Origin of the sequence: Pedobacter panaciterrae (assembly GCF_013204795.1) — a bacterium.
GTDB classification, from domain to species: domain Bacteria; phylum Bacteroidota; class Bacteroidia; order Sphingobacteriales; family Sphingobacteriaceae; genus Pedobacter; species Pedobacter panaciterrae.
The window spans coordinates 486,286-503,464 of the sequence record NZ_JABMKW010000017.1 but is presented as its reverse complement, the minus strand read 5'-3'; the positions used below and the strand labels follow the sequence as shown (position 1 = coordinate 503,464).

Here is a 17,179-nt window from a genome sequence, read left to right as displayed (position 1 = left end):
TCGTTATTTTAAAAAAAATCAGATTATAAATGAGCGAATTTGAAATCAAGAAATCGGGCGTCGAATATGATGCTGTCATTGTAGGATCAGGTGCCGGAGGAGGTATGACCGGATATGTACTTGCCAATGCAGGTTTGAAAGTTTTAATGCTGGAAGCTGGTGCTTATTTTGATCCGAGAATAGACTCTCAACAACTGAAGTGGCCATGGGAGTCGCCAAGAAGAGGAGCGGGTACTACCCGACACTTTGGTGATTTTGATGCTGCTTATGGCGGATGGGAGCTAGAAGGAGAACCATATACTCAGAAAAATAATTCGGAGTTTGCCTGGTTTCGTTCCAGAATGCTTGGTGGAAGAACAAATCACTGGGGTCGTATCTCTTTGAGAATGGGTCCAGATGATTTTAAACCTAAGGATGGACTAACTGATCCCTGGCCTATTACTTACCAGGAACTAAAACCTTTTTATGATAGGGTAGATAGGATGATTGGTCTTTATGGTACAGTAGAGGGCATAGAAAGTGAGCCTGATGGGATATTTATGACACCTCCGAAACCAAGACTTAATGAACTATTTATAAAAAAAGCAGCTCAAAAAGTTGGGGTAACTGTAATTCCTGGCAGAGGTTCTGTACTTACCGAAGCATTAAAAGACAATAAAGATCGGGGGCAATGCTTTTATTGCGGTCAGTGCGGAAGATCATGTAAAGTTTATGCCGACTTTTCATCATCGTCTTGCCTGGTGATTCCGGCAGTAAAAACAGGAAACCTAACTGTTATTACCAATGCGATGGTAAGAGAGGTGTTAACTGATAAAAGCGGAAAAGCAACGGGAGTATCTTATGTAAATACAAAGGATATGCAAGAATACCAGGTAAAAGGTAAGACCATTATTCTGGGTGCCAGTGCATGTGAATCTGCAAGGTTATTACTTAATTCTAAATCTGCTGCCCATCCTGACGGATTGGCGAATAGTAGTGGAATAGTTGGTAAATACCTGCATGATTCTACTGGAGCCAGTATGAGTGGATACCTGCCTCAGTTGGTAGATCGCAAAAGATATAACGAAGATGGTGCCGGAAGTATACATATATATTCCCCATGGTGGCTTGATAATAAAAAACTTGATTTCCCAAGAGGTTATCACATAGAATATGGTGGCGGACTTAGTATGCCTGGTTATGGATTTGGCTGGGGCATAGAGGGTATGAACGGTTCTATACCTGGTAGGGACGGTAAAATGAAAGAAGCCGGCGGATATGGTGCTGGGTTAAAGGATGATTACAGGCGCTTTTATGGAACCGAAGTTGGGATGGCGGGTAGAGGAACCGCTATAGCCAGGGAAAGTAACTATTGCGAAATAGATCCAAACGTAGTAGATAAATACGGAATACCGGTACTTAGATTTAACTATAAATGGGCCCCGGAAGAAGTAAAGCAAGCAAAACACATGCAGGAAACCTTTAAGGAAATTATGCATGCAATGGGGGCAATTGCCTCTGAGCCTCCTGGTGCGGAAACAAGCTACGGATTAGAAGCGCCCGGAAAGATTATACACGAAGTTGGCACGGTAAGAATGGGTGATGATCCTAAAAAATCTGCATTAAACAGATGGTGCCAGGCTCATGATTGTAAAAATCTTTTTGTAGTAGATGCTGCTCCTTTTGTACAACAAGGTGATAAAAATGCTACCTGGACAATTCTTGCGCTTTCTATGCGTACTGCAGAGTACATTTTAGCACAAAAGAAAAACTTAAACATTAGCTGATCTCAAATCGATATATATGAACAGACGTGATTCATTAAAAGCTTTGGGCCTTACTGCAATTAGCGCAGGTGTGGTGCTTGAAGCCTGTAAACCGGGAAAAGAACCGGAAGTTGTTGCCAAAGGTGCTGATGGCGAAGCCCAACCTGGAAGACAGGAGTTTGAAGTAGAACGTGATAAGAAATTAAATTCATGGAAGTTCTTTACCGAACATGAAATGGCAACAATAACGCTTTTAGCGGATATTATTATTCCTAAGGATGACAAATCAGGAAGCGCTTCGGATGCCAAAGTGCCTGATTTTATTGAGTTCATTGTTAAGGATATGCCAGGACATCAAACTCCGATGCGCGGTGGACTAAAGTGGCTTGATCTGCAATGTTTAAACCGCTATCAGAAAACTTTTAAAGATGCATCATCAACTCAGCAAATTGAGATGGTTGATGACATTGCATATCCAAAGAAAGTAAAACCAGGAATGCAACAAGGTGTGGCTTTCTTTAGTTTGATGCGAGACCTCACTGCTTCAGGATTCTTTACAACCGAGATCGGTATTAAGGACCTCGGTTATGTTGGCAATGTACCTAACCGTTGGGAAGGTGTACCGGCAGATGTGCTAAAGCAATACGGTATGGAAGGGGTGTAGTTATTTCGGCTCCATTCCGGTGCTTATCCCAATTCTATTCCACGCATTGATACTAATTATGGCCATGATTATCTGAGCAAGGTAAACATGGTCAAAAAGTGCAGCAGCATTATTGTAACTTTCATTAGATACTTTGTTGCTAATAAAAGTTACTTCTTCTGTAAGTGCTAACAAGGCACGTTCCTGCTCATCAAAAAATGGAGTTTCTCTCCATGCATTAAGGGCATAAATTCTTTGTTCTGTTTCACCCGCTTTGCGTGCATCGCGGGTGTGCAGATCGATACAATAAGCACATCCATTAATTTGAGAGGCTCTTATTTTGATGAGGTCCTTATGTTTAGTGGTAAGATTGCTTTGTTCCACATAACTATCAAACGCCAACATTGCTTTATAAGCTGCTGGCTCTACCTGGTTAATTCTAATTCTATTACTCATAACTATTTGTTTTTGTTGTACCAAAGTTGAGCAATAAAGTACCTTAGAAAAATGAACTGTGGTTAAGAAAGTTTATTGCTTTTTAGCTCTTAAGCGACTAAGAAATTGTGGAGTAAAACCTAGATAAGAAGCTAACATGTATTGTGGTACACGTTGCATAAAATCAGGAAATAAACTTGAGAAATGCCTGTAACGTTCTTCTTCAGTTTGGTTAAAAATATAGCCTATCCGGCGTTGTGAGGCAACAAACGCTTTTTGCATCATTATGCGGAAGTAACTTTCCAATCGAGGTACTTTTTCGAACAAGACTGTTTTATTCTTTTCACTCAGAAACAAAAGTTCTGAGGGTTCTATAGCCTGGATATTGGTTGTAGATGGTTGTTTGTTCAGTAGGCTGTCCTGATCTGCTATCCACCAGTTTTCCAGACCGAAGTTTATAATCTGCTCGTTCAGTTTTTTATTAATGTAAAATTGCCTTAAACAGCCCTTGACAATAAAATAATCTCCCTTGCATAATTTACCTGCTTCCAGAAGATACTCTTTCTTTTTAAGTATTTTAAGCTCGATGCTATCGCATAACAATTGCTCTTCATACGACTCAAGTTGTACATATCTTTTAATGTGGGCTAAAAGTTCAGGATACATTTACTCCTCCTCTTCAAGATAGATTTCGTGTACCAGAAATTTCACTTTAGCTACCGGCTCTAAAAGCTCGGTAATATCATCTGATTCTATATGATATATTGTTTCGCCGGAATCAGGAATCTCAGAATCCGGAATAAGCTCGAAAAACTTAACAGTAAGGTCGGTTTCCAACTCTACAAGCTTGATGTATTTTACTCCATTGTCTTTCCAATCCTTTAGGATTTTACCGTTGAACTGTACGTAAGGATTTTTGTTTTCGCTTTCCATGCCATAAAGCTAATACATTAAACAAAATTTCACTATTATAGTATAATGAAATCTATCCTTTCGAATCTTACTTTTCAGGTTTTAGTGGCTATTGCTTTAGGGATTATTGTCGGTACTTTTTTCCCGGGTTTCGCCCCACATGCCGAACTTATAAGCCAGAGTTTTATTAAAATGATCAGTATGCTCATTGCTCCCATCATATTTTTAACAATAGTTCTGGGAATAGCCCATATGGGCGATATGAAGAAAGTTGGGCGTGTTGGAGGGAAAGCTCTTTTATATTTTGAGGTGGTTACTACTGTAGCCATTTTAATTGGAATGGTGGTTGCCAATTTATTAAAGCCTGGGATTGGTGTTCACCCTACAACGGGTGATGTGAGTAAAATAAAAGCATATACTGAACAAGCAGGCAAAATTAATTGGTTAGAGTTTTTTGCGAACATAATACCTCATAATGTTTTTGAGGCCTTTAGCAAAGGAGATATTTTACAGATATTATTCTTTGCCATTTTATTTGGCTATGGTTTAAATAAGCTTGGCGATAGTGGGCAGCCATTGCTTAGTTTTTTTGATAAAATGGCAAAGGTATTTTTTAATATCATGAAGATAGTGATGCGACTTGCTCCGTTGGGTGCCTTTGGGGGGATGGCATTTAGCATTGGTACTTATGGATTAAAAACGTTGTTGCCTATGGCGAAGCTAATGGGTTCAGTTTATCTAACCTGTTTCTTATTTATTTTTGTAGTGCTAAACGCCATCTGCAGGTTTTATAAATTTAGCTTATTAGAGTATTTGAAATATATTCGACAGGAGATCCTGATTGTTTTGGGTACTTCCTCTTCTGAGTCTGTTTTACCTAGTATGATGAAGAAAATGGAAGCCATTGGTTGTGATAAATCTGTTGTTGGTTTGGTTATACCTACCGGTTATTCTTTTAATCTGGATGGAACGGCAATTTATCTTTCTATGGCAGTTATATTTTTGTGTCAGGTCTTTAATGTAGATCTTTCAATAGGAGAACAGCTAGGTGTGCTTGCTGTTTTGATGGTCACATCAAAAGGAGCTGCCGGGGTTACTGGCAGTGGGTTTATTGTATTAGTGTCTACCTTAACCGCTTTGAAACTAATGCCGGTTGAACATATAGGGATTTTAATAGGAGTAGATAGGTTTATGTCTGAAGCCAGGGCTATAACAAATATGATTGGAAATGGAATTGCAACGATTGTAATTGCCAAAAGCGAAAACGAATTTGATGAAGAGAAATATAAGCTTGCGATTCAACCTGCTTCCATTGAAAGCATGGAGGAATCGGATATTTAATTTTTTATTGTATTTTGCCTCCAACTAAATAAACCACACATAACATGAAAAAATATACATTTATAGCCTTGATTTCTTGTCTTCTTTTTGCAGGCTGCGGAGGAATTAAGCAAAGCTCAAACCAATCTGATGACAAAAAAGGTTGGGTCCCTTTGTTTAATGGTAAAGACATTAAGGATTGGTTTGTAAAGGTACATCATCATGAATTTGGTGTGAATTTTGGAAATACTTTTAGGGTTGAAGATGGTATCATTAAAGTGCGGTATGATCAATATGGAGATTTTAATGATCAGTTTGCGCACCTGTATTATAAAACGCCATTCTCTTATTATCATTTGAAATTTGAATATCGTTTTGTAGGAAAACTGCAAAAAGGAGCCCCTGATTATACTTTGTTAAATAGCGGTGTAATGTTTCATTCGCAGGATCCGAGAACAATGTTAAAAGAGCAGGATTGGCCAATCTCTATTGAGATGCAACTTCTTGCTGGCCTGGGTGACGGAAATCCAAGACCTACGGGCAATATGTGCTCACCCGGAACCAATGTGGTTTATAAGGGCAAAATAGCAGATTCTCACTGCTTAAACTCTACCTCAAAAACATATGACGGCGATCAGTGGGTACGGGGAGAGTTGATTGTTCTTGGCGATTCTTTGATCACTCATATTATTAATGGTGATACAGTATTGCAATACTCTAAACCCCAGATCGGTGGAGGCGTAGCAAATGGATATGATCCTAAAATCAAAATAGATGGCAAATTATTAAGCAGCGGCTTTATCGCTCTGCAAAGCGAAGGCCAACCTGTTGACTTTAAAAACATCGAAATAAAAGATCTGTCTCGTGTAAAGAGACCTGTTAAGAACTAAAAGGAGTTATTCTTCTTCAACTATTACAGACACATCTTTGTCCAGTTTTACGGTATGCAGCACTTTTGTTTTGTCGCTATATACCACAAGCCTGTTTTCATCTAAGTACTGTACAAGTCTATATGGTTCAGATTTTTGAACATATCTCCATTGGGTGTAAAATTGTTCTTGTGCTAATTTTTCCTGTGGTAAGAAAGTAATGGCAACTTCAATGTCAGAAATGCTTTGAATAAAGAAACGTGCGCTTGTACATAGTGTTTTTTGAGCTTTATCATTATTTTTAAAGTCCTCAATAGCTATTTCCCTTATCGCCGATGATGATTTAGTCGGGTTCCTGTCAATAATATCTACAATAAGGTTGCTTACCTCATTTTTAGTTTTGAGATATTTCCCATTTCCTGTTTGTAGGATTTTAAAATAAATTTTAAGCGGTTTCATATTGTTTTTTTGCGATAAGGTTGATCTTAGCCTTACAAATAAATGAGTATTTGGGCGTAGTTTGAAAAAAATATTGAATTAATATATCTTTAATTTATGAATAAGAACAGATTAGAAGCATTTAGTGATGGCGTTTTAGCTATTATTATCACCATTATGGTTTTGGAGCTGAAAGTTCCCCATGGAAGTTCTTTGCAGGCACTGACGCCACTCATTCCTGTTTTTATGAGTTATGTGCTCAGTTTTATCTTCGTTGGTATTTATTGGAATAACCACCATCATATGATGCAGCTGGCTAAAAAGGTTAATGGAAAGGTGTTGTGGGCTAATCTGCATCTGCTTTTCTGGCTCTCACTGTTCCCCTTTGCTACTGCGTGGATGGGAGAGAATCATTATGAAACCTGGCCAGTGGCAATGTATGGTTGTGTAATGTTTATGGCAGCCATGGCTTATTTTATTCTGGAAAGTACATTGAAAAAGTTACATGGGCCAGATTCTGAGTTTGCGAATACATTTGGCACAACCATAAAAGACACTGTTTCCTGCTTAGCTTACGTAGTTGCAATTGGAGGCAGTTTTATAACCCCATGGGTAGGTATAGCATGTTATGTTTTTATTGCAATAATCTGGTTTATACCCGAAAGAAGAGTGGAAAAAAAGATAGCTTAACGGAGAGGCGGATAAAATTGTAATTGAAAACTATTTTATCTAAGTTTGCACAAAAAAATAAAGATACATGAGTGTTTTAGTAAATAAGGATTCAAAAGTTATTGTTCAAGGCTTTACAGGAAATGAGGGTACTTATCATGCTTCTCAAATGATTGAGTACGGAACGAACGTTGTTGGCGGTGTTACACCAGGTAAAGGTGGCCAAACTCATTTAGATAAACCAGTATTTAATACTGTAAAGGATGCGGTTGATAAGGCCGGTGCTAATGTATCTATTATATTTGTTCCCCCTGCGTTTGCTGCAGATGCTATTATGGAAGCAGCCGAAGCAGGTATTAAAGTTATTGTTTGTATTACTGAAGGTATTCCTACTAAGGATATGATTCAGGTTAAAGAATATATTTCTGACAGAGATTGCCGTTTAATCGGTCCTAACTGTCCAGGTGTTATCACTGCTGATGAGGCTAAAATTGGTATTATGCCGGGTTTCATCTTTAAAAAAGGTACTGTTGGTGTAGTTTCTAAATCTGGTACTTTAACTTACGAAGCTGTTGATCAGGTAGTAAAAGCAGGTTTAGGTATTACTACTGCTATTGGTATTGGTGGTGACCCTATCATTGGTACTACTACTAAAGAAGCAGTTGAGTTGTTGATGAACGATCCGGAAACTGAAGGTATCATCATGATTGGTGAAATTGGTGGTGGTATGGAAGCTGAAGCAGCGCGTTGGATTAAAGAAAATGGCACAAAACCTGTTGTAGGTTTTATTGCCGGTCAAACTGCTCCTGCCGGACGTAGAATGGGCCATGCTGGTGCAATTGTTGGCGGCGCAGATGATACTGCTGCAGCAAAAATGAAAATCATGGCAGAATGCGGTATTCACGTTGTAGCAAGTCCTGCTGAAATTGGGGAAGCTATGGCTGCCTTGTTAAAGAAATAATAAAGATCTTCTTGTATAATGCAAAGGCTCTGGTGATATCATTCATCGGAGCTTTTTTTATAACTGACATTATTATTACTTCAATTATGAAACCGCTGGAGGCTTTAGTTCGTACCTTGTATTAAATAATATGCAAATGAAAGCTTTAATTACTAAAACATTTATGCTAGCGGGCTTGTTAGTGATAACTAGCTTTGTAGCATGTGCGCAAAAGCCCAAAAAAGAAGAAGTCAAAAAAACAACCAATAATATGGAGTGGAATAAATTAACTAAAGAAGAAGAGGATGTAATAGTGCGGAAGGGTACTGAATATCCTGGAACCGGAGCATTGTTGAATAACAAAGAAAAAGGAACCTATATCTGCAGACGATGTAATGCACCATTATACCGCTCGGAATCAAAATTTGAATCGCATTGCGGATGGCCAAGTTTTGATGATGAAATAAAAGGAGCAGTGTTAAGAATACCTGATGCAGACGGACAGCGTACAGAAATTGTATGCGCAAATTGTAAAGCACATTTAGGTCATGTATTTTTGGGAGAAGGCTTCACATCTAAAAATACTCGTAACTGTGTGAACTCAATTTCTATGAGTTTTGTGCCCGATAAGAAATAAAATCTTTTGGAATGACATAAGTATAATGCCCGATGATAACTTGTCGGGCATTACTTGTTTATAAGTGTTTAGTTTACTTATGTTTGCACGTTCACCAACTATAGTAAATATGAAGTATTGTTTATTGTTATGCGGTATGCTGATTTCTTTTATGGGTTTTTCCCAGGATATTTCAGACGGAACGACATCAGAATCGGCCCCTGAAACAACAGCAAGATCGTCATCCAATCTATCTTCTAAATTAATCTCTAAAACCGTTTACGCTACATATTACGCAAAGAAGTTTGAAGGACGAAGAACTACAAGCGGTGTAAGGTATCGGGGTAAAAAAATGACTGCCGCTCACATGTCCTTACCATTTGGGACAATAGTAACGGTTACTAATCCAATAAATGGCAGATCTGTGGACGTCGAAATAAATGACAGAGGTCCGCATTCCAGAAAATTCAAAATAGACCTTTCTGAAGGCGCGGCAAAAGAGCTTGGGTTCTATGGAAAAGGGGTTGCTAAACTTGAAATTAGCTATCTGCCAGATACCGAGTAATTTTTAAACTTTAGGGGATATAAAGTCAGCTTTTTTAAATTATTAACATTCAAAAGTTTTTACTATCCCCTTAAAAAGAAATAATTAGCTTTTTTGGTGGTTGATTATGACTGAAATCTGATCTTTTAAACAGCCAAATCTAACAACGTGTTAACAACTTTGTTCTGCAAAAAAGGCCTCATACTTTATATTTGTTTAAGTAAAATTCTTTAATAAATCACACGTAGATTTTCAGTTAAAGGTTTAATATTTAGTTGATTAAGGTTGCCAGAGAAATTCAAGTCTTTTCAAATCTTTAAATTAAGTATGGTTTTGTCGACTGTTAGCGTTTATTAAGGGTTTTTCATAGTTCAATCATTCACTACGTTAAACAAAGGCTTATGCAAGAAGAAGAAGTATTATTAAAAGAAAACAAAGACCGTTTTGTTCTTTTACCGATTAAATATCCGGCAATTTGGGAAATGTATAAAAAGAGTGAGGCTAGTTTTTGGACGGCAGAAGAAATTGATCTTTCTGATGACCAGAAACATTGGGATAACCTAAATGACGGGGAGAGACATTTTATTTCTCATATTTTGGCTTTCTTCTCTGCAAGTGATGGTATTGTAAACGAAAACCTTGCAGTAAATTTTATGAGTGAAGTTCAGTTGCCTGAAGCACGTTGCTTTTACGGGTTCCAGATCATGATGGAAAACATCCACTCAGAAACATATGCATTGTTAATTGATACTTATATAAAAGATCCTGATGAAAAGGATAGGTTGTTCCACGCAATAGAGACTGTTCCCTGTGTTAAGAGAAAAGCGGAATGGGCATTACGCTGGATAGAAGGTGGTAATTTTGCTGAACGTTTGGTAGCTTTTGCAGCTGTTGAGGGTATTTTCTTTAGCGGAAGTTTCTGCTCTATATTCTGGTTAAAGAAACGAGGGCTAATGCCAGGTTTAACATTCAGTAATGAGCTGATCTCCAGAGATGAGGGTTCACATTGCGAATTTGCTTGTTTGTTGTATGGTATGCTTAAGAATAAGCTTACTGAAGAACAAGTTCACGGTATCATTAAGGATGCTGTAGAAATAGAAAAAGAATTTATTACAGATGCCTTACCTGTGGCACTGATTGGAATGAATGCAAAGCTAATGTCGCAGTACATTGAGTTTGTTGCAGACAGATGGGTGCAAGAGCTTGGTTATACTAAAATCTATAATGCAACCAACCCATTTGATTTTATGGAGATGATATCACTACAAGGTAAAACGAATTTCTTTGAAAAAAGAGTTGGTGATTACCAGAAAAGTGGTGTATTAACCTCTACAGAAGATAAAGCTGCGGCTTTCTCTTTAGACGATGATTTTTAAAACTTATCGGGTTAGGCGATAAGTAATATAAATAAATAATTAATTCGGTGCCGATGCTGGGGTTGCTCATCACAAACCCAATATGCACCATAAATACCTGAAAAATATGTTTGTAATAAAAAGAGATGGCCGCAAGGAAGCGGTAAGGTTTGACAAAATAACTGCCCGTATTGAAAAGTTATGCTATGGTTTTAACGCTGAACTTGTAGATCCGATAGATGTAGCCAAGAAAGTGATTGAAGGTTTATATGATGGGGTTACAACATCTGAATTGGATAACCTTGCAGCTGAAACCGCAGCCTCTTTGACAACCAAACATCCGGATTATGCTTTGCTTGCTTCACGTATTGCTGTATCTAACCTTCATAAGAATACAACTAAATCTTTCTCTAAAACGATGGAGATGTTGTATAACTATATTGACTCTAAAACAGGTAAATCAGCCTCTCTTATTGCTGATGATGTTTGGGAAGTAATTAAAGAAAATGCTGACACGCTTGACAGCACAATTATATATGACAGAGATTTTGGGTTTGATTATTTCGGGTTCAAAACACTCGAGAAATCTTACTTGTTAAAGGTAGACGGACAGATAGTTGAACGTCCTCAGCATTTATTTATGCGTGTGTCTGTGGGGATCCATAAAGGTGATATTGAAAGTGCTATAGCTACGTATAACCTGATGAGCGAGCGTTGGTTTACTCATGCTACGCCAACCTTATTTAATGCTGCTACTCCTAAACCTCAAATGTCGTCGTGCTTCTTGTTAACTATGCAGGATGATAGCATTGAAGGTATTTATGATACATTGAAACAAACAGCTAAGATCTCTCAAAGTGCCGGTGGTATTGGTTTAAGTATCCATAACATTCGTGCTACCGGATCTTACATTGGTGGTACTAACGGAACAAGTAATGGTATTGTACCAATGCTAAAGGTATTTAACGATACCGCGCGTTATGTAGATCAAGGTGGAGGTAAGCGTAAAGGTGCTTTTGCAATTTATTTAGAGCCTTGGCATGCTGATGTATTGAGCTTCTTAGACTTGCGCAAAAACCACGGTAAAGAAGAATTGCGTGCGCGTGATTTGTTCTATGCACTGTGGGTTTGTGATTTGTTCATGAGGCGTGTGGAAGAGAATGGCGATTGGAGCTTATTCTGTCCGCATGAAGCACCAGGCTTAGCTGATTGCTTTGGCGAAGAGTTTGATGCTTTATATGAGCGTTATGAAAAAGAAGGAAGAGCTCGTAAAACTATAAAAGCTCAGGAATTATGGTTTGCTATCCTTGATTCGCAAATTGAAACCGGTACACCTTATTTGTTATATAAAGATGCTGCGAATAGCAAATCTAATCAGCAAAATCTGGGTACAATTAAGAGCTCTAACCTTTGTACTGAAATTATTGAGTATACATCTAAAGATGAAGTTGCAGTTTGTAATCTTGCATCTTTAGCTCTACCTAGATATGTAATTAATGGTGAATTTGATCACCAAAAATTATATGATGTTACTTATCAGGCTACTTTAAACCTGAACAAGATTATCGATTATAACTATTATCCGGTAGAAGAAGCTAGAAATTCAAACATGCGCCACAGACCAATTGGTTTAGGTGTACAAGGTTTAGCCGATGCGTTTATTTTAATGCGTTTGCCTTTTGAAAGTGAAGGTGCGCGTGAATTGAACAAAGAAATCTTTGAAACAATTTATTTTGCTGCAATGACTGCTTCTCATGACCTTGCAGTTAAAAACGGCCCTTACCAAACATTTAAAGGATCTCCTTTATCTGAAGGTAAATTCCAATTCGATCTTTGGAATGTGAAACCAGATAGTGGAAGATGGGATTGGGAAACTTTGCGCGAAAAAGTGGTTAAAGATGGTGTTTACAATTCATTGCTGGTTGCGCCAATGCCTACAGCTTCTACTTCGCAGATTTTGGGTAACAATGAGTGTTTTGAACCATATACTTCTAATATCTATACCAGAAGGGTATTGAGCGGTGAGTTTATTGTTGTTAATAAACACTTATTAAAAGACCTTGTAGCTTTAGGTTTATGGACCCCAGCTATGAAAGACAGAATTATTTTAGCTAACGGTTCTATTCAGGAGATTGCTGAGATTCCTGACTATATTAAAGAATTGTACAAAACAGTTTGGGAAATAAAAATGCGTAGCATTATTGATATGGCTGCCGACAGAGGTGCTTACATTTGCCAGTCTCAATCTCTAAACTTATTCATTAATGCACCAAATACTTCTAAATTAACTTCAATGCATTTCTATGCTTGGAAAAAAGGATTGAAAACTGGTATGTATTATCTACGTACTCAAGCAGCCTCTCAAGCTGTTAAATTTACAGTAGAGAACCAGGCAGGTAAAAACATGGAGCCTGTAATTCCTGAGCATATTGAACAAAGTGCCGAAGAGATTGTTGAAGGACCGGTTTGTTCAATGGAAGAAGGATGCATCAGCTGTTCAGGTTAATAATAATTTAATAATTAATATATTTAAAGAGCAGGTACCAAATACCTGCTCTTTTTTTGTGCTTCCTCATCCTGAATTTAACCATGCAGGAATCTAGTTGGAGATGCAAACAGATAAGACTCACCTCAGACTCAAGTCAGACTCTTCTTAGACTTGGTTAGACTATTGTCTAACAAAATTCTTTTTTCATTCTTAATATAATTTGCAACGAGGTTTATGTTTAATATTCTATTTGTCATTTTTAACAGGCAATCAGGAGCCATTAGTTTCTGATCTTGTATCTTTGTGGTTAATGGCTAAACACGAAATCATACCCTGCGAACGTTGTGGTACACCAATAGAGTGTAAAGCTAACTCGTACACTAAATGCCAGTGTAGTGTTGTACAGCTGGACTTAAATGAGGTACAGTACATTAGCGAATTACACGATGGTTGTTTATGCGCTAAATGTCTTTTTGAGCTTCAGCAGGAGTACAGGGATGCCGTTGCTTCATAAGTATAGCTGGTTTTGAGCCTCCTATCTTTTATTTTTTTTGGCTAACTTTGCGTCAAATTATTTGTTAACAAAGAATGGCAAAAGTACAAGTTGGATTGGTGCAGATGAGCTGTACCAGTAATAAACAAGAAAATTTAGATAAAGCAATTTTAAAAATCAGGGAAGCAGCAGCAAAAGGTGCACAAATTGTGTGTTTGCAAGAACTTTTTACTTCCCTTTACTTTTGTGATGTTGAAGATTATGACAACTTCAACTTGGCTGAGGCTATTCCCGGTCCTTCCACAGATGCTTTACAAGTCATTGCTAAAGAATTGGGCGTAGTGATTATTGCTTCTTTATTCGAGAAGCGTACAGCGGGCCTGTATCACAATACAACAGCTGTTTTAGATGCTGGTGGAACTTATCTTGGCAAGTACCGTAAAATGCATATTCCTGATGATCCTGCTTTTTATGAGAAGTTTTACTTCACTCCGGGTGATTTAGGTTATAAGGTTTTTCAAACCAAATTTGCTAAAATCGGTATCTTAATCTGCTGGGATCAGTGGTATCCTGAAGCGTCACGTATTACTGCTTTGATGGGTGCAGAGATTATGTTTTATCCAACAGCTATAGGTTGGGCTACAGATCAGGATGAGGAAACAAATAAGGATCAATATAATGCATGGCAGACTATTCAGCGTTCTCACGCTGTTGCCAATGGAGTACCTGTGGTGAGTGTAAACCGTGTTGGACTTGAACAAGATGGAGCCATGAAGTTCTGGGGTGGAAGTTTTGCAACAAATGCTCAGGGTAAATTGCTTTATTTGGGTTCACATGATAATGAAGAAACTAAAGTAGTAGAATTAGATTTATCTGAGTCTGATTTCTTTCGTAAACATTGGCCCTTCTTAAGAGATCGTAGAATAGATTCTTATCAGCCAATTACTAAAAGATTTATTGACGAAGATTAAGATTTAAAAATGTCATCATTTAACGAAGTAATATTTAACAGCAGTCCGAAAAAATTAGGCTTTAGCTTTCCTGCTGAATGGGAAAAACATGATGCAACATGGTTAAGTTGGCCCCATAAGGAAGAATCATGGCCAGGTAAGATTGAAACTATATATGAACCTTATTGCCAGTTTATTAAAATCGTGGCAACAGGTGAAAAAGTTAGGATTAATATTAACAATGAGGAGACTAAAGCTTTTGCTATTTCTGAATTGGAAAAGGTGGGGGCTGATTTAACTCAGATAGAGTTTTATTTTAATCCAAGCAATGATGCCTGGTGCAGAGATCATGGACCGGCTTTTTTATTAAATAAGCCAACCGGGAAAAAAGCAATTGTGGATTGGGGATATAATGCGTGGGGGGGCAAATATCCTCCGTATGATCTTGATGACGTAATCCCAACCAAAATAGCTGAACATTTTAATTTATCTGTTTATCATCCTGATATTGTGATGGAGGGCGGATCTGTTGAATTTAATGGGGCAGGAACAATACTTACAACAACGGCTTGTTTATTAAATGAAAACAGAAATCCTCATTTAAATAAGGAGCAGATTGAAGAGTACCTAAAAGAATTTTATGGCGCTGAACAGGTGTTGTGGTTAGGAGATGGAATAGTTGGGGATGATACAGATGGCCATATTGACGACATTACCCGTTTTGTTAACGAAGACACCGTTTTAACAGTTGTGGAAAGTAATCCTCTGGATGAAAATTATCTGCTGTTACAGGAGAACCTGGAGACATTAAAGACTTTACGATTATTAAACGGGAAACCTTTGAATATTGTGAAATTGCCAATGCCTTCGCCGGTAATACACGAGGATACCAGGTTACCTGCATCATATGCAAATTTTTATATTGCAAATGCTGCGGTAATTGTGCCCACTTTTAGAGATGTGAATGATGAAAAAGCTTTAGAAATTATACGAGGCGTTTTTCCGGATAGAAAAGTTGTAGGAATTGACTCTACAGATATTATTTGGGGATTAGGAAGTTTTCATTGCCTTAGTCAACAAGAACCGGCAATCTAATCGCTTTTTATAATTGATATAATTAATTGAATATAACCAAACAAGAAATACAGATGAAGTTATTAGAAGGAAAAACAGCACTTGTTACAGGTGCATCTAAAGGAATTGGCCGCAAAATAGCGGAAAAGTTTGCAGAGCATGGAGCTAATGTGGCTTTTACTTATTTATCATCAGTAGAAAAGGGTGAGGCTTTAGAACAAGAGTTGCAAAGTTTTGGTACAAAGGTAAAAGGATATCGCTCTGATGCTTCTAAATTTGATGAAGCAGAGAAGCTGATCAATGATATTGTAGCTGATTTTGGTGCATTAGACATTGTAGTAAATAATGCAGGTATAACGAAAGATGGTTTATTGATGCGAATGAGTGAGGAGAACTGGGATGAAGTAATTAATGTAAACTTGAAATCTGTATTTAATGTGTCTAAGGCGGCTTCTAAGGTGATGATGAAAGCACGCAAGGGATCTATCATTAACATGAGTTCTGTAGTAGGTGTTCAAGGAAATGCCGGGCAAGCTAATTATGCTGCGTCTAAAGCAGGTATAATTGGATTCTCTAAATCGCTGGCTAAGGAATTAGGGTCACGTAATATCCGCACCAATGTTATTGCTCCTGGCTTTATCCGTACTGAAATGACAGACGTGTTAGATCCTAAAGTAGTACAGGGTTGGGAAGAAGGTATTCCTTTGAAAAGAGCAGGTGAGACTGAAGATGTAGCGAATGCATGCGTATTTCTTGCATCTGATATGAGTTCTTATGTTACCGGACAGGTATTGTCAGTTTGCGGCGGAATGCTGTAAGCTTAAAATAAAAATCTACAAGGGGTGTCGGAATTGATTTCTGGCACCCCTTTTTATTTAAATTGATAGGCATTAGTAAGCTCTATCACCTGTGGCACTCGCCTGTATTTTTCAAAATAATTATACCCTTGCTGAAGGTTTATCCAGAAAGCTTTGTGTTGTGGAAATTGTGCCAGGTATTTATTGAGATTAGTATCAGTTATTTTAAACGGATAGATGTGAACCGGGATTTGATTTTGTCCTCCATTTCGTGCCTCAGTGGCTAGCACATAAACCTCTTTTATCTTGTCGTCTGTTATAGGAATACATCCAACAGTTTCACATTTTCCATGAATGTAAATGTCGCTGCCCGGTTTTTCATTCGCACTTCTTAGCAAATCAATACTGTTAGGGTAATTTATTCCTAAAGACAAGTGGAAATTGCTTAGAGGATTAAACGCGGTGATGTAATAGAACCCCTCGGGGATTTGCAGATCTCCCTCCTTTAATTTAGGACCCAGAACACCTGAGTGCTGACAAAAGGGGTATACTTTGAACAACTTGTATTGTTTTTGGTTATTCTCTTTTAACCAAATCTCTAACTTTCTTTCAGCTTTATAAGCGGCTATATATAAACTGAACTTTCCGGTTATTTGATCTTTTTTAAGCTCTTTTTGCAGGCTATTCCACTTCTCACCATAGGCTTGTTTCACGCGCTCAAATGTTAATTGCTGTGCTTTGAAATTAGATTGGGCCAGTACGGATGTAGACATAATCATTAGAAGAATAATGTAAAAATAGCTTTTCATTGTAAGGCGTTAGTTTTACTATGAACAAACTTATATAAAATTGTGCGAGCATTTTAAAATTTAGCATCTTTACCCAAATACG

Annotated in this window: 19 protein-coding genes; 14 read left to right on the top strand and 5 right to left on the bottom strand. The window is 37.7% G+C overall.

Annotated features, from left to right (window positions below):
- Positions 1–29 precede the first annotated feature (29 nt).
- Together HQN86_RS13570 and HQN86_RS13565 are read left to right on the top strand one after the other, a co-directional pair.
- Positions 30–1,766, top strand: coding sequence for a GMC family oxidoreductase (locus tag HQN86_RS13570; protein WP_172661482.1), 1,737 nt, complete (start codon positions 30–32; stop codon positions 1,764–1,766).
- A gap of 16 nt (positions 1,767–1,782) precedes the next feature.
- Positions 1,783–2,409: a gluconate 2-dehydrogenase subunit 3 family protein gene (locus HQN86_RS13565; protein ID WP_172661481.1), complete on the top strand. Its 627-nt coding sequence runs from the start codon at positions 1,783–1,785 to the stop codon at positions 2,407–2,409.
- On the opposite strand, the gene HQN86_RS13560 is transcribed toward HQN86_RS13565, so the two are convergent.
- The 3 genes from HQN86_RS13560 to HQN86_RS13550 all read right to left on the bottom strand — a co-directional run bounded on the left by HQN86_RS13560 (position 2,410) and on the right by HQN86_RS13550 (position 3,756).
- Entirely contained in the window at positions 2,410–2,844 is a 435-nt protein-coding gene (locus tag HQN86_RS13560) for a carboxymuconolactone decarboxylase family protein (RefSeq protein ID WP_172661480.1), read from the bottom strand. It abuts the gene before it with no gap.
- A 72-nt stretch (positions 2,845–2,916) separates the two neighbouring features.
- Positions 2,917–3,489, bottom strand: a complete 573-nt coding sequence (locus HQN86_RS13555) for a Crp/Fnr family transcriptional regulator (RefSeq protein WP_172661479.1) — start codon at positions 3,487–3,489, stop codon at positions 2,917–2,919.
- Positions 3,490–3,756, bottom strand: a complete 267-nt coding sequence (locus HQN86_RS13550; RefSeq protein ID WP_172661478.1) for a hypothetical protein — start codon at positions 3,754–3,756, stop codon at positions 3,490–3,492.
- A gap of 45 nt (positions 3,757–3,801) precedes the next feature.
- Here HQN86_RS13550 and dctA point away from each other — a divergent pair, with 45 nt between their 5' ends.
- Complete coding sequence (gene dctA / locus HQN86_RS13545; protein WP_172661477.1) at positions 3,802–5,076, top strand: C4-dicarboxylate transporter DctA; 1,275 nt, start codon at positions 3,802–3,804, stop codon at positions 5,074–5,076.
- 44 nt (positions 5,077–5,120) lie between these two features.
- Positions 5,121–5,945 (top strand): 3-keto-disaccharide hydrolase, encoded by an 825-nt coding sequence (locus HQN86_RS13540; RefSeq protein ID WP_172661476.1) that lies wholly within the window; start codon positions 5,121–5,123, stop codon positions 5,943–5,945.
- 6 nt (positions 5,946–5,951) lie between these two features.
- Here HQN86_RS13540 and HQN86_RS13535 read toward each other — a convergent pair whose 3' ends face one another.
- Positions 5,952–6,383: a hypothetical protein gene (locus tag HQN86_RS13535; RefSeq protein ID WP_172661475.1), complete on the bottom strand. Its 432-nt coding sequence runs from the start codon at positions 6,381–6,383 to the stop codon at positions 5,952–5,954.
- A 96-nt stretch (positions 6,384–6,479) separates the two neighbouring features.
- Here HQN86_RS13535 and HQN86_RS13530 point away from each other — a divergent pair, with 96 nt between their 5' ends.
- The 10 genes from HQN86_RS13530 to fabG all read left to right on the top strand — a co-directional run bounded on the left by HQN86_RS13530 (position 6,480) and on the right by fabG (position 16,309).
- Positions 6,480–7,052: a TMEM175 family protein gene (locus tag HQN86_RS13530; RefSeq protein WP_172661474.1), complete on the top strand. Its 573-nt coding sequence runs from the start codon at positions 6,480–6,482 to the stop codon at positions 7,050–7,052.
- Positions 7,053–7,119: 67 nt separating this feature from the next.
- Positions 7,120–7,992 carry a succinate--CoA ligase subunit alpha gene (gene sucD / locus HQN86_RS13525; RefSeq protein WP_048907383.1) on the top strand — a complete coding sequence of 291 codons (873 nt, stop codon included), beginning with the start codon at positions 7,120–7,122 and terminating at the stop codon, positions 7,990–7,992.
- A gap of 136 nt (positions 7,993–8,128) precedes the next feature.
- Positions 8,129–8,608, top strand: coding sequence for a methionine-R-sulfoxide reductase (locus tag HQN86_RS13520; protein WP_172661473.1), 480 nt, complete (start codon positions 8,129–8,131; stop codon positions 8,606–8,608).
- Positions 8,609–8,717: 109 nt separating this feature from the next.
- Entirely contained in the window at positions 8,718–9,152 is a 435-nt protein-coding gene (locus HQN86_RS13515) for a septal ring lytic transglycosylase RlpA family protein (RefSeq protein WP_246269606.1), read from the top strand.
- A 380-nt stretch (positions 9,153–9,532) separates the two neighbouring features.
- The gene (locus tag HQN86_RS13510) at positions 9,533–10,507 is read left to right on the top strand and encodes a ribonucleoside-diphosphate reductase small subunit (protein WP_068893168.1); all 975 of its coding nucleotides are present in this window, start codon (positions 9,533–9,535) and stop codon (positions 10,505–10,507) included.
- A gap of 106 nt (positions 10,508–10,613) precedes the next feature.
- Positions 10,614–12,992, top strand: a complete 2,379-nt coding sequence (locus HQN86_RS13505) for a ribonucleoside-diphosphate reductase subunit alpha (RefSeq protein WP_172661471.1) — start codon at positions 10,614–10,616, stop codon at positions 12,990–12,992.
- Between the two features lie 232 nt (positions 12,993–13,224).
- Entirely contained in the window at positions 13,225–13,488 is a 264-nt protein-coding gene (locus HQN86_RS13500) for a cysteine-rich CWC family protein (RefSeq protein WP_246269603.1), read from the top strand.
- A gap of 74 nt (positions 13,489–13,562) precedes the next feature.
- The gene (locus HQN86_RS13495) at positions 13,563–14,438 is read left to right on the top strand and encodes a carbon-nitrogen hydrolase (protein WP_172661470.1); all 876 of its coding nucleotides are present in this window, start codon (positions 13,563–13,565) and stop codon (positions 14,436–14,438) included.
- Positions 14,439–14,447: 9 nt separating this feature from the next.
- The gene (locus HQN86_RS13490) at positions 14,448–15,512 is read left to right on the top strand and encodes an agmatine deiminase family protein (protein ID WP_172661469.1); all 1,065 of its coding nucleotides are present in this window, start codon (positions 14,448–14,450) and stop codon (positions 15,510–15,512) included.
- Positions 15,513–15,565: 53 nt separating this feature from the next.
- Positions 15,566–16,309: a 3-oxoacyl-[acyl-carrier-protein] reductase gene (gene fabG / locus HQN86_RS13485; RefSeq protein WP_172661468.1), complete on the top strand. Its 744-nt coding sequence runs from the start codon at positions 15,566–15,568 to the stop codon at positions 16,307–16,309.
- A gap of 53 nt (positions 16,310–16,362) precedes the next feature.
- On the opposite strand, the gene HQN86_RS13480 is transcribed toward fabG, so the two are convergent.
- Positions 16,363–17,097 carry a L,D-transpeptidase family protein gene (locus HQN86_RS13480; protein WP_172661467.1) on the bottom strand — a complete coding sequence of 245 codons (735 nt, stop codon included), beginning with the start codon at positions 17,095–17,097 and terminating at the stop codon, positions 16,363–16,365.
- Positions 17,098–17,179 lie beyond the last annotated feature (82 nt).